At 66.1% G+C, this 18718-nt stretch carries 14 protein-coding genes; 3 read left to right on the top strand and 11 right to left on the bottom strand.

Going from position 1 to position 18718, the window contains the following annotated elements; all coding sequences use genetic code 11:
* Positions 1–21: 21 nt before the first annotated feature.
* The 8 genes from AC1RVW_RS03820 to AC1RVW_RS03785 all read right to left on the bottom strand — a co-directional run bounded on the left by AC1RVW_RS03820 (position 22) and on the right by AC1RVW_RS03785 (position 11108).
* Entirely contained in the window at positions 22–699 is a 678-nt protein-coding gene (locus AC1RVW_RS03820) for a hypothetical protein (protein ID WP_493198113.1), read from the bottom strand.
* Positions 696–1796, bottom strand: a complete 1101-nt coding sequence (zapE, locus tag AC1RVW_RS03815) for a cell division protein ZapE (RefSeq protein WP_493198112.1) — start codon at positions 1794–1796, stop codon at positions 696–698. The genes AC1RVW_RS03820 and zapE overlap by 4 nt, the downstream gene beginning before the upstream one ends.
* A gap of 4 nt (positions 1797–1800) precedes the next feature.
* Positions 1801–3228 (bottom strand): dihydrolipoyl dehydrogenase, encoded by a 1428-nt coding sequence (gene lpdA / locus AC1RVW_RS03810; protein ID WP_081269088.1) that lies wholly within the window; start codon positions 3226–3228, stop codon positions 1801–1803.
* Positions 3229–3374: 146 nt separating this feature from the next.
* Positions 3375–4646: a 2-oxoglutarate dehydrogenase complex dihydrolipoyllysine-residue succinyltransferase gene (gene odhB, locus AC1RVW_RS03805; protein ID WP_493198110.1), complete on the bottom strand. Its 1272-nt coding sequence runs from the start codon at positions 4644–4646 to the stop codon at positions 3375–3377.
* A 56-nt stretch (positions 4647–4702) separates the two neighbouring features.
* Positions 4703–7579, bottom strand: coding sequence for a 2-oxoglutarate dehydrogenase E1 component (locus tag AC1RVW_RS03800; protein ID WP_493198108.1), 2877 nt, complete (start codon positions 7577–7579; stop codon positions 4703–4705).
* 179 nt (positions 7580–7758) lie between these two features.
* Positions 7759–9693, bottom strand: coding sequence for a propionate--CoA ligase (locus tag AC1RVW_RS03795; RefSeq protein WP_493198157.1), 1935 nt, complete (start codon positions 9691–9693; stop codon positions 7759–7761).
* A 124-nt stretch (positions 9694–9817) separates the two neighbouring features.
* A complete protein-coding gene (locus tag AC1RVW_RS03790; RefSeq protein ID WP_081271716.1) occupies positions 9818–10423 on the bottom strand; it encodes an isochorismatase family protein in 606 nt (201 codons plus the stop codon).
* Positions 10424–10457: 34 nt separating this feature from the next.
* On the bottom strand, positions 10458–11108 hold the full coding sequence (locus tag AC1RVW_RS03785; RefSeq protein WP_409195670.1) for a TetR/AcrR family transcriptional regulator: 651 nt from the start codon (positions 11106–11108) through the stop codon (positions 10458–10460).
* Between the two features lie 107 nt (positions 11109–11215).
* Between AC1RVW_RS03785 and AC1RVW_RS03780 the strand changes: the two genes are divergently transcribed.
* The 3 genes from AC1RVW_RS03780 (at position 11216) to AC1RVW_RS03770 (ending at position 14501) form a co-directional block, all read left to right on the top strand.
* A complete protein-coding gene (locus AC1RVW_RS03780) occupies positions 11216–12838 on the top strand; it encodes a 4-hydroxyphenylacetate 3-hydroxylase family protein (protein ID WP_493198105.1) in 1623 nt (540 codons plus the stop codon).
* Between the two features lie 10 nt (positions 12839–12848).
* A complete protein-coding gene (locus tag AC1RVW_RS03775; RefSeq protein WP_409195672.1) occupies positions 12849–13643 on the top strand; it encodes an alpha/beta fold hydrolase in 795 nt (264 codons plus the stop codon).
* Positions 13644–13925: 282 nt separating this feature from the next.
* Positions 13926–14501: a C40 family peptidase gene (locus AC1RVW_RS03770; RefSeq protein WP_081271713.1), complete on the top strand. Its 576-nt coding sequence runs from the start codon at positions 13926–13928 to the stop codon at positions 14499–14501.
* Positions 14502–14598: 97 nt separating this feature from the next.
* Here the strand turns inward: AC1RVW_RS03770 and lpdA (AC1RVW_RS03765) are convergent, their stop codons facing one another.
* Genes lpdA (AC1RVW_RS03765) through aceF form a run of 3 tightly spaced genes read right to left on the bottom strand, consistent with a single transcriptional unit; the run spans position 14599 to position 18712 of the window.
* On the bottom strand, positions 14599–16437 hold the full coding sequence (gene lpdA, locus AC1RVW_RS03765) for a dihydrolipoyl dehydrogenase (RefSeq protein ID WP_493198102.1): 1839 nt from the start codon (positions 16435–16437) through the stop codon (positions 14599–14601).
* On the bottom strand, positions 16434–17027 hold the full coding sequence (locus AC1RVW_RS03760; RefSeq protein ID WP_081271711.1) for an Ntn hydrolase family protein: 594 nt from the start codon (positions 17025–17027) through the stop codon (positions 16434–16436). The genes lpdA (AC1RVW_RS03765) and AC1RVW_RS03760 overlap by 4 nt, the downstream gene beginning before the upstream one ends.
* Positions 17024–18712: a dihydrolipoyllysine-residue acetyltransferase gene (gene aceF, locus AC1RVW_RS03755; RefSeq protein WP_493198100.1), complete on the bottom strand. Its 1689-nt coding sequence runs from the start codon at positions 18710–18712 to the stop codon at positions 17024–17026. Before aceF ends, AC1RVW_RS03760 begins: the two co-directional genes overlap by 4 nt.
* Between the last annotated feature and the right edge of the window lie 6 nt (positions 18713–18718).

The raw sequence follows: 18718 nt of genomic DNA, 5'->3' as shown, positions 1-18718 counted from the left end.
TTCCAGGCGGCAGTGCCCGAATCAGGGTGCGGCCGGAGCCGGAGTAGCGCCCGCCGCGGGAGGCGGCGGCAGCGGCGCGCCGCGCGGCTTGTCGCTCGAGGCATTCCTGCGCTCGACGCTGGCCCTGTGCTCGGCCGCCCTCTTCTGCTTGTCTTCGAAGCGCTGGACGTTCGCGGGTGCGGCGGCTCGCAACTGGGCCGCCTTGGCCCGCTCGTCGGCATGTGCCTGCTGCTTCGACTGGAATTCGCGCTCGCGCTCCGCCGCGCCGGAAGCCGTCGAGGCGCGGCTGGCCGCGTGGTCGGCGGCGCGCTGCTCGCGGTCCTTCTGGCTCTGGATCGACTGTTCCTGCTTTTCCTTGGTGTCCTGCTCGCGCTGCGTGGCAGCCTTCTGGTCGAGCTTCTGCAGTTCGGCAGCACCGCTGCGCTGGCGCTGGATGTCGTTGATCGCGGTTTCCTGGCGCTTGATGCTGTCGGACTGGATCCGGCGCCGGTTGCGGCTTTCACTCAGGCAGTCCTCGACCGCGAATTTCTTGTAGCAGGCGGTCCGCTCTTCCAGGAAGCGCTTTTCCATGGCCTCGCGCTCGGACGAGAGCCTGCGCTTCTCGGCCTCGAGATCGACAGTGCCCGAGGCGGCGTTGGACTGCGCCCACAGCGGCAGGCTGGCCAACGACATCAACAGGACAAGAGCGAATTTTTTCATGTGAGTCGGGTGTCGACGATGCGGCGTTCCAGGGAAAGAAACTCGCTCGACTGCATTTCGGTGAGCCGGGAGACCGTGCGCGGGAATTCGTGCGACAGCGGACCCTCGGTGTACAACGCCTCGGGCGGAACCTCAGCCGACATGATGAGCTTGCAGCGCCGGTCGTACAAGACGTCGACCAGCCATGTGAAACGGCGTGCTTCCGAAGCCATGCGCACGGGCATGTGCGGCACGTCGGACAGCAGCACCGTGTGGAACTGGCTCGCTATCTCCAGGTAGTCATTCTGCGAACGCGGGCCGCCGCACAGCGTCTTGAAGTCGAACCAGACCACGCCGCCGGCCTTGCGCCGCGCGCGGATCTCGCGCGATTCGATGTGCAGCACCGGGTTTTCGTCGGCCACCTCGGCCAGCTTGTCGAAGGCCTTGCGCATTTCCTTCTCGGCCGCCGCGTCGTTGGGCGTGAGGTACATGCGCAGTTGCTCCAGCGTGCGGCGCCGGTAGTCGGTGCCGTTGTCGACGCTGAGCACCTCGAGCTTCTCATTCAGGAGCGCGATGGCAGGCAGGATGCGGTCGCGATGCAACCCGCCGGGGTAGAGATCGTCGGGCTTGAAGTTCGAGGTGGTGACGAAGCCCACGCCGTTCTCGAACAGCGACACCAGCAGCCGATGAAGAATCATCGCGTCGGTGATGTCCGCCACATGGAACTCGTCGAAGCAGATGAGCTTGTAGCGCTTGGAAATGCGCAGGCCCAGTTCGTCGAGCGGATTGACCGTTCCTTGCAGCTCCCGCAGTTCGCGGTGCACTTCACGCATGAACTCGTGGAAGTGCAGGCGCGTCTTGCGCCGCAGCGGCACGGCGTTGAAGAACAAGTCCATCAGGAAGCTCTTGCCCCGCCCGACGCCACCGTACATGTAGACGCCGCGCGGGAGCTCCGGCCGGTTGATGAACTTCTTCAGCGCATTCGAGCGCTGGGCCTTGTACTCTGCCCATTCGTTGGCGCAGCGATCCAGCGCCTCCACGGCGCGCAGCTGCGCGGGATCGCTGTGGAACCCGCGCGCAGCGAGTTCCGCCTCGTAGGCCTGTTTGACGCTGGTCAAGAGATCAGAAGTTCAGCGTGCGCTTGTCGACAGCCAGCGCGGCTTCCTTCGTGGCTTCCGACAGCGACGGGTGCGCATGGCAGATGCGCGCGATGTCTTCCGCGCTCGCCTTGAACTCCATGGCCACGACGGCTTCGGAGATCAGCTCGCTGGCCTGCGGGCCCACGATGTGCACGCCCAGGATCTCGTCGGTCGCAGCGTCGGCCAGGAACTTGACCATGCCGGTCGTGTCGCCCAGAGCGCGTGCGCGGCCGTTCGCGAGGAACGGGAAGGTGCCGGCCTTGTAGGCGCGGCCTTCGGCCTTGAGCTGCTGCTCGGTCTGGCCGACCCACGCGATTTCGGGGCTCGTGTAGATCACCCAGGGAATCGTGTTGAAGTTGACGTGGCCGTGCTGGCCCGCAATGCGCTCCGCCACGGCAACGCCCTCTTCCTCGGCCTTGTGCGCCAGCATCGGGCCGCGCACCACGTCGCCGATCGCCCAGACGTTGGGCAGGTTGGTCTTGCACGCGTCGTCCACGGCGATGGCGCCGCGCTCGTCGAGCTTCAGGCCCACGGCTTCGGCGTTCAGGCCGATGGTGTTGGGCACGCGGCCGATCGACACGATCAGCTTGTCGACTTCCAGCGTCTGGGCTTCGCCCTTGGCGTTGGTCCAGGCAACGCTCACGCCCTTCTTGGACGACTTGATCTCGCCGACCTTCACGCCGAGCTCGATCTTGAGCTTCTGCTTGTCGAAGGCCTTCTTGGCTTCCTTGGCGATCTGCTCGTCCACCGCGCCGAGGAAGGTCGGCAGCGCTTCGAGCACCGTGACTTCCGCGCCGAGGCGACGCCACACCGAGCCCATTTCGAGGCCGATGACGCCCGAGCCGATCAGGCCCAGCTTCTTGGGCACCGCGCCGATGCGCAGCGCGCCGTCGTTCGAGAGGATGTTCTCCTCGTCGAACGGCGCGCCCGGCAGCGCACGGGCGTTGGAGCCCGTGGCGATGACGATGTGCTTGCCGCTGATCGACTCTTCGGCGGCGCCGGCCACCTTGAGCTCGTAGCCGGTTTCGTCCGTCTTCACGAACGATGCGCGGCCGTGGAAGAACGTGATCTTGTTCTTCTTGAACAGGTACAGGATGCCGTCGTTGTTCTGCTTCACGACCTGGTCCTTGCGGGCCAGCATCTTGTCGATGTCCAGGCCCAGGCCTTCGACCTTGATGCCGTGGTCGGCGAAGTGATGGCCGGCCTGCTCGAAGTGCTCCGACGATTGCAGCAGTGCCTTCGAGGGGATGCAGCCGACGTTGGTGCAGGTGCCGCCCGGTGCCGGGCCGCCCTTGCCGTTCTTCCACTCGTCGACGCAGGCGACGTTGAAGCCGAGTTGCGCCGCACGGATGGCGGCGATGTAGCCGCCGGGGCCGCCGCCGATGACGACGACGTCGAATTGTTTGCTCATTGGGTTTCCGTTTCAGTTGTCCATCGCGCCGCGTGAATCAGGGTTCCTTCGCGAACACCGCGGAACCGGCTTTGCCGGACCGCAGGTGTTGCCCCCCGCGAGGGGGTTGGCGAAGCGACACGAAGTGCGCGAAGACTGGGGGTGGATCAGATGTCGAACAGCAGGCGCGACGGGTCTTCCAGCGCTTCCTTCATGGCGACCAGGCCCAGCACGGCTTCGCGGCCGTCGATGATGCGGTGGTCGTAGCTCATGGCGAGGTAGTTCATCGGACGGATGACGATCTGGCCGTTTTCCACCACGGCGCGGTCCTTGGTGGCGTGCACGCCCAGGATGGCCGACTGGGGCGGGTTGATGATCGGGGTCGAGAGCATCGAGCCGAAGGTGCCGCCGTTCGAGATGGAGAACGTGCCGCCGGTCATGTCTTCGATGCCCAGCTTGCCGTCTTGCGCCTTCTTGCCGAACTCGGCGATCTTCTTCTCGATGTCGGCGAAGCTCATCTGGTCGGCATTGCGCAGGATCGGCACCACCAGGCCGCGCGGCGAACCGACGGCGATGCCGATGTCGAAGTAGCCGTGGTACAGGATGTCGTTGCCGTCGACCGAGGCGTTGATCACCGGGTACTTCTTCAGCGCGTGCACGGCGGCCTTCACGAAGAAGGACATGAAGCCGAGCTTCACGCCGTGTTCCTTGGTGAAGCTATCCTGGAAGCGCTTGCGCAGTTCCATGACTGGCGCCATGTTGACTTCGTTGAAGGTCGTCAGGATGGCGTTGGTGGATTGCGACTGCAGCAGGCGCTCGGCGATGCGGGCGCGCAGGCGGCTCATCGGCACGCGCTGTTCCGGACGCTCGCCCAGGTCGGGCGCACCGGCCGGCGCCGCGACTTGCGGCAGCGCGGGCTTGGCGGCCGGCGTGGCGACGGTGGCGGCAGGTGCCGCGGGCTTGGCGCCCGAAGCCACGGCGCCGAGCACGTCGCCCTTGGTGACGCGGCCGTCCTTGCCGGTGCCGGCGACGTCGCTGGTCTTCAGGTTGTTGTCGGCCAGCAGCTTGGCGGCGGCGGGCATGGCCACGTCGGCCTTCGAGCCACCCGTGGCAGCAGCAGCGGCCGCCGGGGCGGCTGCCGCAGCCGCAGGAGCGGCAGCGGGTGCCGCGGCAGCCGGGGCGCCGGCCGAAGCCTTGCCTTCGGTGTCGATCTTGGCGATCAGCTGCTCGGCCACCACGGTGGCGCCATCGGGCTGAACGATTTCAGCCAGCACGCCGGCCGATGGCGCGGGCACTTCCAGCACGACCTTGTCGGTCTCGATCTCGATCAGGATTTCATCGACGGCGACGGCTTCGCCGGCCTTCTTCTTCCAGGTGAGCATGGTGGCCTCGGCCACGGATTCGGAAAGCTGGGGGACTTTGACTTCTACGATAGACATGTGGAGTGAGCTCCGTTTTGTTCTTCAGGGTGTTCGTGTGAAAAAGGGACAGGCGATTACTTGGTCAGCACGAAGCCCTTGAGCTTGGCGAACGCGCCGTCGACCAGCGCCTTCTGCTGTTCCTGGTGCAGGTGCGAGTAGCCCACCGCCGGCGATGCCGATGCGGCACGGCCGGAGTAGCCGAGCTTCTGGCCGTCCTGCATGTTTTCGTGGATGTAGTGCTGCACGAAGAACCAGGCGCCCTGGTTCTGCGGCTCGTCCTGGCACCAGACCACGTCGACGAGGTTCGGGTACTTCTTGATCTCGGCGGCAAACGCCTTGTGCGGGAACGGATAGAGCTGCTCGACGCGGATGATCGCCACGTCTTCGCTGCCCAGTTCCTCGCGCTTCTTGGCCAGGTCGTAGTAGACCTTGCCCGAGCAGGCGATCAGGCGCTTGACCTTCTCGGCCTTCAGGCCCTTGCTGTCGGGAATGACGGTCTGGAAGCTGCCCTTGGTGAATTCGGCCAGCGGCGAGGTGGCGTCCTTGTTGCGCAGCAGCGACTTGGGCGTGAGGATGATCAGCGGCTTGCGCAGGTTGCGCACCATCTGGCGGCGCAGCACGTGGAAGATCTGGCTGGCCGTCGTGGGTTGCACCACCTGCATGTTGGTGTCCGCGCTCAGCTGCATGAAGCGCTCCAGGCGTGCCGAGCTGTGCTCGGGGCCCTGGCCTTCGTAGCCGTGCGGCAGCATCATGGTCAGGCCGTTGACGCGGCCCCACTTCACTTCGCCCGAGGCGATGAACTGGTCGATCACCACTTGCGCGCCGTTCACGAAGTCGCCGAACTGGGCTTCCCAGATGACGAGCGTGTTCGGGTCGTTCGAGGCGTAGCCGTATTCGAACGCGAGCACGGCTTCTTCCGACAGGATCGAGTCGATGACGACGAACGGAGCCTGGTTGTCGGCCACGTTCTGCAGCGGCGTGTAGGTGCCTTCGTCGAACTTCTCGCGGTTCTGGTCGTGCAGCACGGCGTGGCGGTGCGTGAACGTGCCGCGGCCCGAGTCTTCACCCGACAGGCGCACCGGGTAGCCGCTGGCCACCAGCGAGGCGAAGGCCATGTGCTCGCCCATGCCCCAGTCGATGTTGACGTCGCCGCGGCCCATGGCCGCGCGGTCGTCCAGCACCTTCTTCACGAGGGGGTGCACCGTGAAGCCTTGCGGCACGGTGGTGATCTTCTCGGCCAGGCGCTTCCACTCGCTGGAGGGAATGGCGGTGTCGCCGGCGTCGGTCCACTTCTTGTTGAGGTACGGGCTCCAGTCGACGGCGTACTTGCTCTTGAAGTTGGTGAGCACGGGGTCGACGGTGTTCTTGCCTTCGTCGAAGGCGGCGCGCTGCGCCTTGACCATGTCGTCGCCGAGCGTGTCGCCCAGGCCTTGAGCGGCCAGCTTGTCGGCGTACAGCTTGCGCGTGCCGGGGTGCTGGGCGATCTTCTTGTACATCAGCGGCTGCGTGAGCGAGGGGGTGTCCTGCTCGTTGTGGCCCAGCTTGCGGAAGCAGATGATGTCGACGACCACGTCCTTCTGGAATTCCATGCGGAAGTCCAGGGCGATCTGGGTGGCGAGCACCACGGCTTCGGGGTCGTCGCCGTTCACGTGCAGCACCGGCGCCTCGATCATCTTGACGATGTCCGAGCAGTACAGCGTCGAGCGGCTGTCGCGCGGGTCGCTGGTGGTGAAGCCGATCTGGTTGTTGATGACGAAGTGCACCGTGCCGCCAGTGGAGTAGCCACGGGTCTCGGCCAGCGCCAGCGTTTCCATCACGACGCCCTGGCCTGCGAAGGCGGCGTCGCCGTGCACGATCACGGGCAGCACCTGCTTGCCCAGCGGGTCGCCGCGGCGGTCCATGCGGGCACGCACCGAGCCTTCGACCACGGGGTTCACGATTTCAAGGTGCGAGGGGTTGAACGCCAGGCTCAGGTGCACCGGGCCGCCGGGGGTGGTCACGTCCGAGCTGAAGCCCTGGTGGTACTTGACGTCGCCGCTGGGCAGGTCTTCGGGGGCGGTGTGGTCGAACTCGGCGAACAGGTCGGCCGGCATCTTGCCGAGCGAGTTGACCAGCACGTTCAGGCGGCCGCGGTGGGCCATGCCGATCACGATTTCCTGCACGCCCTTGACGCCGGCCTGGTTGATCAGCTCGTCCATCGCGACGATGAAGCTTTCGCCGCCTTCGAGCGAGAAACGCTTCTGGCCGACGTACTTGGTGTGCAGGAAGCGCTCGAGGCCTTCGGCGGCCGTCAGGCGGCTGAGCACGTGCTTCTTCTGCTCGGCGCTCAGCTTGGGATTGGTGCGGGCGCTTTCGAGCCGCTGCTGCCACCAGCGCTTGTGGTTCTGGTCGGTGGTGTACATGTACTCGGCACCCATCGTGCCGCAGTACGTTTCGCGCAAGGCATTGAGCAGGTCGCGCAGCGACATGGCTTCCTTGCCGAAGAAGGTGTTGCTGGTGTTGAACACCGTCTCGAGGTCGGCATCGGTGAAGCCGTAGAACGAGGGCTCGAGTTCCGGAATGGCGGGACGCTCGGCGCGCTTGAGCGGATCGAGGTCGGCCCAGCGGGCGCCGACGTTGCGGTAGGCGGCGATCAGCTGCTGGACGGAGGTGCGCTTGCGGCCGAGTTCGGAATCGGCGCCGCTGGCCTGCACGACCTTGGTCGTGCCCTGCTTCGCGCGTTCGGCGAAGGCGTTGATGACCGGCAGGTGCGGGACGTCGCGGGTGTTGCTGCCGTCGGCGGCGGGAACGTTCTGCAGCGCGTCGAAATACGAACGCCAGTTGTCGGGCACGCTGCCGGGGTTGGAGAGGTAGTTTTCATACATCTCTTCGACATAGGGGGCATTGCCGCCGAAGAGGTATGTGTTGCCTTGATAGGCGGCGTACGCCGATGGCGTCGATGAATCGCTCATGATCCGCTGACCTTCGCTTCCCTGAAGGAAGCACTAGCTGGTTAAGAAACCTTCCGCGACACGGCTGAACCGGTTGGCGGATGCGACTGTGGCTGGGGAAGGGCCTGAGTACCTTGGCATTGTGCCACGTCAACCATATGACGGTTCAAAGGGAGCCTGCAACCCCCTTCGGGGATAACTCAGGGCGAAGAAAGTAACTGTTTGATCTGCTGCAGCGTGGCGGGGTCGTCGATGGTGGTCAGGTCGCCCGGGTCGCGCTGCTCGCAGACCGCCTGGATGGCGCGGCGCAGCAATTTGCCGCTGCGCGTCTTGGGCAGGCCGCTCACGAAGCGCACGCGCGCGGGGCGGGCCAGCGCGCCGAGCTGGTCGGCCACCAGCTTCATGATCTCGCCCTCGAGCTTGAGCGCCAGGTCGGCGTCAGCCACGGCCTTGCCGTCCTTCGGAACGACGAAGGCCATCGCCACCTGCCCCTTGAGCGCGTCGGCCACGCCCACCACGGCCACTTCCGCGACATTGGTATGGCCCGAAATGCTCTCCTCGATCTCGCGCGTGCCCAGTCGGTGGCCCGCCACGTTGATCACGTCGTCGGTGCGCCCGAGGATGTAGAAATAGCCGTCTTCATCGCGAATGCCCCAGTCGAAGGTCGAATAGACCATCTTGCCGGGTACGCTTTTCCAGTAGGTATCGACGAAGCGCGCGTCGTCCTTCCACACGGTCTGCATGAAACCGGGCGGGGTCGGCCCCTCCACCACGACCACGCCTTTCTCGTTCGCGCCGGTCAGTTCCTCTCCGGTCGACTCGTGCAGGATCTTGATGCGGTAGCCGTACATCGGCACGCCCGGGCTGCCGAACTTGCTGGCCTTGGCCTCCACGCCATTGGCAATGGTGATCATCGGCCAGCCCGATTCGGTCTGCCAGTAGTTGTCGATGATCGGCACGCCCAGGCCATCGCTGATCCAGCGCGCGGTGGGCTCGTCGAGCGGCTCGCCGGCCAGGAACAGCGCGCGCAGGCTGGACAGGTCGTACTTCTTGAGCAGGGCCGGGTCCTGCTTCTTGAGCACACGCACCGCGGTGGGCGCGCTGAACATCACCGTCACCTTGTACTTCTCGACGAGGCGCCACCAGATGCCGCCATCGGGCTGCCGGTCGATGCCCTGCGTGGGCAGGCCTTCGTACATGATGGTCGCCATGCCCGCGATCAGCGGGCCGTACACGATGTAGCTGTGGCCCACGACCCAGCCGATGTCGCTGGTCGAGAAATAGGTTTCGCCAGCCCGCCCGTCAAAGATGTGCTTCATGCTCGCGGCCAGCGCCACCGCGTAGCCGCCCACGTCGCGTTGCACGCCCTTGGGCTTGCCGGTGGTCCCGCTCGTGTAGATGGTGTAGCTGATGTCGGTCGAGGCGAGCCAGGTGCAGGGCACCTTGGCGTCGATGTGCTTCTGGCGCAGGTCGGCGGCGAGGTGGTCGCGCCCTGCCGTCAGGTCCATGTGTGCGAGGCCGCGGTCGGTGAGCAACACGGCCGAGGGCTTGTGCTTCGACAGGCGGATCGCCTCGTCGAGCAGCGGCTTGTACGCGATGACCTTGCCGCCGCGCGAGCCGGCATCGGCACTCACGACCACCTTGGGCTCGGCATCTTCGATGCGCGTGGCCAGCGAAACGCTCGCGAACCCGCCGAACACCACGCAGTGGATGGCGCCGATGCGCGCGCAGGCCAGCATGGCGAACGCGGCCTCGGGAATCATCGGCATGTAGATGAGCACCCGGTCGCCCTTGCCGACACCGAGTTCGACAAGGCTGGCGGCGGTGCGCTGCACTTCGGCGTGCAGTTCGTCGAAGCTGTAGCTCTTTTCGACGCCGGTTTCTGTGGAGACGAAGATCAGCGCGGGCTGGCTGCCGCGCTCGGCCAGATGCCGGTCGACGGCGTTGTGGCACAGGTTGGTGGTGCCGCCCACGAACCACCGCGCGAACGGCGGCTGGCTGGCGTCGAGGATCTGCTGCGCGGGGGTGTGCCAGTCGATCAGCCGGGCCTGCTCGGCCCAGAAGGCCTCGGGCGCATCCACTGACAGGCGATGGAACTCTTCAAAGCGGCTCATCTGGATTTGTCTCCGTTCTATGTTTTCGTTCAGGCAGCCTCGCCAAAACTGAATTCATAATTATGGAGACCGATCTTGCAGCAAGCTGACGACCGGGACAACCCGGCCGAGCCCCACCCCGGCAACGGCGCCGGGGGCAGCGGGTTTAACGGATCAGGGCCTGCAGTTCGCGGAACGCCGGGTGCTCGGCAGTGCGCAGCCACTCGAAGCCGACCATCTCGGTCGTCACCAGCTCGGCGCCGGCACCGGCCAGCCGGTCGAACGCGGCGTCGCGGTTGCGCTCGGTGCGCGAGCTGCAGGCGTCGGTGACGACCCAGACTTCGAACTCGTCTTCCAGCAGGTCGAGCGCGGTCTGCAGCAGGCAGACATGGGCTTCGCAGCCGGCGATCACGATCGTGTTGCGCTCTTCGGGCGCGGCCTGCGGCTTCTGCAGATGCTTCGGCAGGCTCCGCGCATTGCCCTGCGGCGCGGCCTTGGCCGGCGCGCGCAGCCATTCGCCGAGGCCCTCTTCCACGCCGCTGAAGTGCATCTTCGCCAGCGTCTTCCTGCACAGCGCGCGGATGTCCGGCAGGTTTTCGCCCAGCTTGGACGGGTTCTGCTCGGTGCCCCAGACCGGCACGTCGACCCATTTCGCCATCTGGCCGAGGCGCACGGCATTCTTCGCAACGGCCTCGTTTTCGAAGACCGCCGGCATCAGCCGTGCCTGGTAGTCGACCAGCACGAGTTGGGATTGCGAAGCGTCGAGCAGCATGAACGGATTCTTTCTTGTAGAGGTTTGGGTTGGGCTAAACCGTACCACCGAAAAGACCGGGTTTGGCCGCCTGGGCGGCAACGCGCTCCACCAGCTGCGCCACGTAGGCCTTGAAGAGTGCGTCGGCCGACTGCCTGAACATGCGGATGCGCCCGGTGTGCTGCATCAGCAGCAGGCCCACGCCGTGTGCGAACAGCGAGGTGTTTTCCCGCAAAGCGCCGTCCGCGTCGAGGCCCATGGCCTGCAACGCGTCTTCGCAGGGGCGAAGGGCCTGATGCAGATGGTCGTTCAGCTCATGGTCGAGCTCGCTGGTCAGCCCGCGCGGGCGCATGCCCTGCACAAGATAGAAGCCGAGGTCGAGCTCGCGCGGGTTCGCCGCGTAGAAGTCGAACCACGCCTGCGCCTTGGCGGCGAGCGTCTGGTCAGGACGACCTTCGGACTCGGGGGCATCGGCGACGGCCGTCTGGAGCCGCTGGATCGATTCATCGAGCAGCGCGCCGTAGATCGCTTCCTTGCTATCGAAATAAGAGTAGATGGCACCCGGCGTGTAGCCGGCCCTGCGCGCGATTTCGCGAATGCTCGCGCCCTCGATGCCAGCTTCCAGGAACACGGCGCGTGCGGCGTCGAGCACCAGCGCGCGGCGCGCATCGGTGAGCGCCTGGCGGCGTTGGAGCTTGGCATGCATGGGCGGGACTATACAAAAAATTCGAGCGTTGATCAAAAAATTAAACAGTGTTCAAATTTTGCCCGGAAGCCCCTCGGAAGCCCAGAAAACCACGGAGACAAGAAACGATGAACGCCCCGCTCCCCGCCACCACGCTGATGTCCGGCGCCGACTACCGCGAATCGCTGCGCCGCTACCGCCCCACCGTCTTCGTGGACGGCCGCCGCGTCGAAAGCGTGGCCGATGAGCCCGCCTTCCAGCCCGGCATCAATGCCATCGCCCTCACCTACGACTACGCGCTGCGCAAGGAATACGAGCCGCTGATGACGGCGGTGCAGCACACCAGCGGCAAGCGCGTGAACCGGCTGTCGCACATCAACACCAGCTCCGGCGACCTGCTCAACAAGCTGGAGGCGGTGCGCCTTGTCTGCCAGGAAACCGGATGCGCCCAGCGCTACCTGACGCACGACGCGCTCAACGCAATCGCCCAGGTCTCGGCCCGCATCGACGACGCGCGCGGCAGTTCCGAGCACACCGCCCGCTTCCACGAGTACCTGCACCGCGTGCAGGACCAAGACCTGACGCTGGGCGTCGCCATGACCGACGCCAAGGGCGACCGCAGCCGGCGGCCACACGAGCAGGCCAACGTCGACAGCTACCTGCACGTGGTGGAGCGCAATGCGCGCGGCATCGTCATCTCGGGCACCAAGGCCATCGTGACGGGAGCGCCCTATGTGCATGAACTGCTGGTCATGCCCTGCCGCAACATGGGCAAGGAAGACGCCGACTTCGCCGTCTGCTGCGCCGTGCCGCTGGACGCGCCGGGGCTCACCATCGTCGCCCGCCCCGCCGGGCGCCCCGGGGAAAAGCTCGAGCATGGCGACGCCCTTTTCAGCCGCAAGTACGGGCAGAGCACCGGCGTATGCATGTTCGACAAGGTCTTCGTGCCATGGGAGCGCGTGTTCTACGCCGGGGAATGGGAGCATTCCGGCCACCTGACCTACAGCTACGCCACGCACCACCGCCACAGCTGCATCGGCGCGCGCGCGGGCTTCGGCGACCTGCTGATCGGCGCCGGCGCGCTGATGTGCGAGGCCAACGGCTTCGACCCGGGCAAGGAAAGCCACCTGCGCGAGCAGATGGTCGAGCTCATCACCATCACCGAAAGCTTCTTTGCCTGCGGCGTGGCGGCCAGCGTCTATGGCAAGGCCGACGAGCACTGCGAGGTCTTCATGCCAGACCCGGTGTTCAGCAACATCGGCAAGCTGCTGCTGGCCACGAAGATCTACGACATGCACCGCATCGCGCACTACGTGAGCGGCGGGCTCATCGTCACCCTGCCCGGCCCCGACGAAGACCACAACCCCGAGACCGCCGCCCGCCTGTCGGACGTGCTGCGCGCCAACCCGGCCATTCCCTACGAGCAGCGCATCGAGACCGCCCGCTTCATCGAGGATCTGACGGCGGGCTACCAGGGCGGCTGGTACAGCGTGATCAGCCTGCACGGCGGCGGTTCGCCGGCCGCGATGAAGCAGGAAATCTGGCGCAACTACCCGCTCGGCTCCAAGGTCGAACTGGTGGAGCGCATCCTCGAGCGCGGCATCGCGGCCGATGGATCGCCCGCCGCCGCCCCGCACGACCCGGCACGCGCCATCACCCGCAACCGCCAGCCCGGCAAATGCTGCGACACCGGCTGCACCACGCCAGGGCAACCGGTGATGGTCGACCTGCCGGCGTCCCGCCGCGCCTAAACTGCGGCGCATGAAGCTGCCGTCAACACGCCTTTGCCTCGTAGCCCTGGGAATCGGAGCGGCCCTGCTGGTCGCGGCCTGCGGCGGAATACGCAAGGCCACCGTGCCGATGGCGACCACGCTCGAGAAGAGCAATTGCGCGCGCAACGTCGACACGCTGCTGGTCATGCTGCCCGGCGCCTATTCCACCCCCGACGAATTCACGCGCGAAGGCTTCGTCAGTGCCGTGCGAGACGCCCGGCTCGCCGCGGACGTGATGCTGGTCGACGCGCACCTGGGCTACTACAACAACAGGAGCATCCTCGATCGCCTGAGCGCCGACGTGATGGCGCCGGCACGCCAGCATGGCTACCGCCATATCTGGATCGTCGGCATCTCGGTCGGCGGATTCGGCGGGCTGCTCTATGCGCAGACGCATCCCGGCGAACTCTCCGGCGTGGTGACGCTCGCGCCCTACCTCGGCGAGCGCGCGCAGAGCACCGACATCGCCAACGCCGGCGGGCTTGCGCAATGGCACGGCCCGCTGGCGGATCCGGGCGAAGGCATTCCCCGCGCGCCGAACGAAACCCAGCTATGGCAATGGTTGCGCGGCTACGTCGGTTTCACGCAGACAGCGGCACCGCGCCCGCCGCTCTACCTGGGCTACGGCGTGGACGACCGCTTCGCTTTCAGCCACCGGCTGCTGGCGGCGGCGCTGCCCGCGGAACGCGTCTTCACCACCGAAGGCGGCCACGACTGGCCGGAGTGGAAGCGCCTGTGGCAACGCATGCTGCCGACGCTGCCGCTGCCGGGCTGCCCCGGTTGACGGCGGCAGCGCCGGCTCCGAGCACTAGCCTGCAACTTCGCAGACTTTGCCAACGGATGACATCAGCTTGGCAGCAAATGGCGAGTGAATCCAGCATCCGGTGTTGTCCAACCCGTCTGCGTAGGTCCATTTTGTGACAACCACTTATGGACCATAAACGTTCACCGTTACATTTTTTCTTTGGCCGAATTGAAAAAATCCATGTAAATCAATGGTTTACGGTGGCAATCGCTAATTCTGTTTAAATTGACATAACCGCGCGTCATCAATATCCTACGCGCCATGCGTTTTTTCGTCCTACCCGTGTCCCTCCTGCTTGCCGTCGCTGCCCACGCAGCCCCTCAACAGGACCGATCTGACGACGAGATGGCCCGCATGCTTGCAGACAAAGGCCTGATCGGCCAGCTGCAGCAGGTGCGTCAAACAGTCTCCGAACGAACCTCCGACCTCGTGGTCACTGCCATCGGCTTCCTCGGCGTGCCTTATCGCCGCGGCGGCAACACGGCGGAAGCAGGCTTCGATTGCAGCGGCTTCGTTCGTGCCATGTACAACCAGACGGTGGGCCACATGCTCCCCCGTCGCGCCGAAGAGCAGGCAGCCGCCACCGAGAAGATCGACCGCGAGCAGCTCAAGCCCGGCGACCTCGTGTTCTTCAACACCATGCGCCGCGCCTTCAGCCATGTCGGCATCTATGTCGGCGAAGGCAAGTTCATCCACTCGCCGCGTTCCGGCGCCCAGGTTCGCGTGGAAGACATGAACGGCAGCTACTGGCAGCGCCGCTTCGACGGTGCCCGCCGCGTGCTGGCCGGCCCCACGGACGAAGTGAAGGCGGCAGCCGTCGCACACACCGGCAACTGAGCCCCTTCTTCCTCCCTGGAAGTCCAGGACGAAAAAAATCCCGCCGCAGCGGGATTTTTTTATGGGCGCTCGACAGGCGCCCCCTTCCAGCCGGAAATCAGCTCTTGCGGGCCGGCGGCAGGTCCGTGCAGGTGCCGTGCGCCACTTCCGCCGCCATGCCGATGCTTTCGCCCAGCGTCGGGTGCGGGTGGATGGTCTTGCCGATGTCGATTTCGTCGGCACCCATCTCGATGGCGAGTGCAATCTCGCCGAGCATGTCGCCCGCGTGCGTGCCGACGATGCCGCCGCCCAGGATGCGGTGCGTCTCGGCGTCGAACAGCAGCTTGGTGAAGCCCTCGTCGCGGCCGTTGGCGATGGCGCGGCCCGATGCCGACCACGGGAAGTGCCCCTTCTTGACCTTGATGCCCTCGGCCTTGGCCTGGTCCTCGGTCAGGCCGACCCACGCCACCTCGGGGTCGGTGTAGGCCACGCTCGGGATCACCCGGGCGTTGAAGGCGGCGATGGACAGTTCCTTGTCGCCCTTCTGCTCGCCTGCGATCACTTCGGCCGCCACGTGTGCCTCGTGCACCGCCTTGTGCGCCAGCATGGGCTGGCCCACGATGTCGCCGATGGCGAAGATGTGCGGCACGTTGGTGCGCATCTGGATGTCGACCGGAATGAAGCCGCGGTCGCTCACCGTGACGCCGGCCTTTTCGGCGCCGATCTTCTTGCCGTTGGGGCTGCGGCCCACGGCCTGCAGCACCAGGTCGTACACCTGCGGCTCCTTCGGCGCGTTCTCGCCCTCGAAGCTGACCTTGATGCCTTCCTTCGTGGCCTCGGCGCCGACCGTCTTCGTCTTCAGCATGATGTTGTCGAAGCGCGGCGCATTCATCTTCTGCCAGACCTTGACCAGGTCGCGGTCGGCGCCCTGCATCAGGCCGTCGAGCATTTCGACCACGTCCAGGCGTGCGCCCAGCGTCGAATACACCGTGCCCATCTCCAGGCCGATGATGCCGCCGCCCAGGATCAGCATGCGCTTGGGGTCCGTGCCCATCTCGAGCGCGCCGGTCGAGTCGACCACGCGCGGGTCCTTCGGCATGAAGGGCAGGCTCACGGCCTGCGAGCCGGCCGCGATGATGGCGTTGCGGAACTTGACGGTCTGCTTGCTGCCCGTGGTGTCCCAGCTGGTGCCCGAGGTTTCGTCGACCTCCAGGTGGTACGGGTCGATGAAATTGCCGACGCCGCGCAGCACCGTCACCTTGCGCATCTTGGCCATGGCCGTGAGGCCGCTGGTGAGCTTGCCCACCACCTTGTTCTTGTGGCCCAGCAGCTTGGCGCGGTCGACCGTGGGAGCGGCAAAGCTCACGCCCAGGTCCGCGAAGTGCTTGACCTCGTCCATGACCGACGCCACGTGCAGCAGCGCCTTCGACGGGATGCAGCCGACGTTCAGGCACACGCCGCCGAGGGTGGCGTACCGCTCGATCAGCACGACCTTCAGGCCGAGGTCGGCCGCGCGGAAGGCTGCCGAATAGCCGCCGGGGCCGGCGCCGAGCACGACCACGTCGCATTCGACATCGACCTTGCCGCCGTAGCTCGACACGGCCACGGCCGCCGAGGCGGGGGCCGGCGCCGGTGCGGCCTTGGGCGCGGAGGCTGCACTGGGTGCGGCGGCGGCAGCGGGAGCCGGTGCTGCAGCAGCGGGGGCGGCCGCGGCGGAGCCGTCGACTTCCAGCGTCAGCACGACAGAGCCTTCCTTGACCTTGTCGCCCACCTTCACGGCCAGCGCCTTCACCACGCCGGCGGCGGACGACGGGATCTCCATCGAGGCCTTGTCCGATTCGACCGTGATCAGCGACTGCTCGGCCTTGACCGTGTCTCCGACATTGACCAGCACCTCGATCACCGCGACTTCGTCGAAGTCGCCGATGTCGGGCACCTTGATTTGTTGTTCGCTCATTTGGACACTTTCAGTTTGAGTGTGAGAACGTCGACCGGTGGGGCCGAATTGCGATCGAATTCGCAGGCGGCGGCAATGCCCGCCTCCGCCACGTCGCGCGAGGTGCGCGACTTGATGTCATAGGCCGCGTGCATGGCGCCGAGCGCAAAGCTGCGTCCCGAGCCGATGGCCCAGAACTCCTTGAACTCGAACACCTCGCGGTAGCTGTAGATGCCGTAGATGCCGCTCGGGTTGGCCATCAGCATAGTGAACTGGCTCGACTCGTAGGGCTCGTGGTCGTCTTCCTTGGTCTGCATGAAGAACGAGTCCTTCAGCACCGGATGCAGCATCGTGAAGGTGCGGAAGATCTCGTGCTTGCTGCCGAACAGCAGCTTCTCGCGCGGTTGCACGGCCAGCGCATGCTGCAGCACCAGGAAGTGCGCGGCCGCGCCGGCCATCGCGAACAGGCTGGTGCCCGCCGCGTCCTCGACGGTGAAGATCTTCTGGTTGGCCTCGGCGCGGTGCGACAGCCGCGTGTCGCCGAAGGTCACCAGAGAATCGGCTGCCATCGTGACCTGGCCACCCTTGCGGACGGCCACAACCGTGGTCATAGCAGGATACGGCGATAGTCCGCGAGCACCTGGCCCAGGTAGGCGTTGAAACGCGCAGCCAGGGCGCCGTCGATCACGCGGTGGTCATAGGACAGCGACATCGGCAGCGTCAGGCGCGGCACGAACTGCTTGCCGTCCCACACCGGCTTCATCGCGCTCTTCGACAGGCCGAGGATGGCCACTTCCGGAGCGTTGATGATGGGCGTGAAGTGCGTGCCGCCGATGCCGCCGAGCGAGCTGATCGAGAAGCAGCCGCCCTGCATGTCGGCCGAGCCGAGCTTGCCGTCGCGCGCCTTCTTGGCCAGTTCGCCCATCTCGGCGCTGATCTGCAGGATGCCCTTCTTGTCGGCATCCTTCAGCACCGGCACCACCAGGCCGTTGGGCGTGTCCGCCGCGAAGCCGATGTTGTAGTACTGCTTGTAGACGAGCTGGTCGCCATCCAGGCTGGTATTGAACTCGGGGAATTTCTTCAGCGCCGCGACCACCGCCTTGATGACGAAGGCCAGCATCGTGACCTTGACGCCGGACTTCTCGTTCTCCTTGTTGGTGGAGACGCGGAAGGCCTCGAGCTCGGTGATGTCTGCTTCGTCGTTGTTGGTGACGTGCGGGATCATCACCCAGTTGCGGTGCAGGTTGGCGCCGCTGAGCTTCTTGATGCGCGAGAGGTCCTTGCGCTCGACCGTGCCGAACTTGGTGAAGTCGACCTTCGGCCATGGAATGAGGCCCAGGGCCGCGCCGTCGCCGCCGCCACCAGCCGGCGCCTTGGCCGCGGAAGCCTTGGTGCTGACCTGGCCGCTCATCACGGCCTTGGTGAAGCTCTGAATATCTTCCTGCGTGATGCGGCCCTTGAGGCCGGAACCCTTGACCTCTTCGAGCGGCACGCCGAGTTCGCGGGCGAACTTGCGCACCGACGGGGACGCATGCGGCAGCTTGCCGGTGGGCGCGACGGTCGGGTCGTGCGGTGCGGCGGCAGCGGCCGGGCTCGCGGCGGGCGCCGGGGCTGCGGCGGCTGGCGCGGGCGCGGGCGCGGGTGCGCTGGCGGTCGCCGCAGCAGGCGCGGCAGCAGCGGCCTGCGCGGGCGCCGGGGCCGCGGCAGCCGTGCCTTCGAGCACGGCGATCAGGTCGCCGATGTTGACGGTGTCGCCGACCTTGACCTTGAGTTCCTTGAGCACGCCGGCCGCCGACGACGGAATCTCCATCGAAGCCTTGTCCGACTCCACCGTGATGAGCGACTGCTCGGCCTTGACCGTGTCGCCGACCTTCACGAGCAGCTCGATGACGGCCACGTCCTTGAAATCGCCGATGTCGGGCACCTTGACCTCGACCGGACCCGACGCCGCTGCAGGCGCGGCGGCAGGTGCCGGCGCAGCCGCAGCGGGCGCCGGCGCGGGCGCGGGCGCAGCGGCGGCAGGAGCCGCAGCCGGAGCCGGTGCAGCGGCACCCGCTCCCTCGGCCTCCAGCACGAGCACCACCGAGCCCTCCTTCACCTTGCTGCCGACCTCGACCTTCAGCTCCTTGACCACACCGGCCGTGGACGACGGGATTTCCATCGACGCCTTGTCCGATTCCACCGTGATGAGCGACTGCTCGGCCTTGACCGTGTCGCCCACCTTCACAAGCACCTCGATCACCGCGACTTCATCGAAATCGCCGATGTCCGGCACCTTGACTTCCACTGCTGCCATATCGTT

The sequence above is a fragment of the Variovorax sp. MPBD4-3 genome (genome assembly GCF_058809745.1).
The sequence above is the reverse complement of the archived record's forward strand: the minus strand, read 5'-3'. Positions and strand labels throughout refer to the sequence as shown.

What these genes read in the sequence shown, in the direction of transcription:
- AC1RVW_RS03775 (WP_409195672.1), top strand. Translation starts at nt 12,849, where the DNA reads ATGAAGCTGCCGTCAACACGCCTTTGCCTCGTAGCCCTGGGAATCGGA.
- lpdA (WP_493198102.1), bottom strand. Translation starts at nt 16,437, where the DNA reads ATGAGCGAACAACAAATCAAGGTGCCCGACATCGGCGACTTCGACGAA.
- odhB (WP_493198110.1), bottom strand. Translation starts at nt 4,646, where the DNA reads ATGTCTATCGTAGAAGTCAAAGTCCCCCAGCTTTCCGAATCCGTGGCC.
- aceF (WP_493198100.1), bottom strand. Translation starts at nt 18,712, where the DNA reads ATGGCAGCAGTGGAAGTCAAGGTGCCGGACATCGGCGATTTCGATGAA.
- AC1RVW_RS03785 (WP_409195670.1), bottom strand. Translation starts at nt 11,108, where the DNA reads ATGCATGCCAAGCTCCAACGCCGCCAGGCGCTCACCGATGCGCGCCGC.
- AC1RVW_RS03790 (WP_081271716.1), bottom strand. Translation starts at nt 10,423, where the DNA reads ATGCTGCTCGACGCTTCGCAATCCCAACTCGTGCTGGTCGACTACCAG.
- lpdA (WP_081269088.1), bottom strand. Translation starts at nt 3,228, where the DNA reads ATGAGCAAACAATTCGACGTCGTCGTCATCGGCGGCGGCCCCGGCGGC.
- AC1RVW_RS03760 (WP_081271711.1), bottom strand. Translation starts at nt 17,027, where the DNA reads ATGACCACGGTTGTGGCCGTCCGCAAGGGTGGCCAGGTCACGATGGCA.
- AC1RVW_RS03780 (WP_493198105.1), top strand. Translation starts at nt 11,216, where the DNA reads ATGAACGCCCCGCTCCCCGCCACCACGCTGATGTCCGGCGCCGACTAC.
- AC1RVW_RS03820 (WP_493198113.1), bottom strand. Translation starts at nt 699, where the DNA reads ATGAAAAAATTCGCTCTTGTCCTGTTGATGTCGTTGGCCAGCCTGCCG.
- AC1RVW_RS03770 (WP_081271713.1), top strand. Translation starts at nt 13,926, where the DNA reads ATGCGTTTTTTCGTCCTACCCGTGTCCCTCCTGCTTGCCGTCGCTGCC.
- AC1RVW_RS03800 (WP_493198108.1), bottom strand. Translation starts at nt 7,579, where the DNA reads ATGAGCGATTCATCGACGCCATCGGCGTACGCCGCCTATCAAGGCAAC.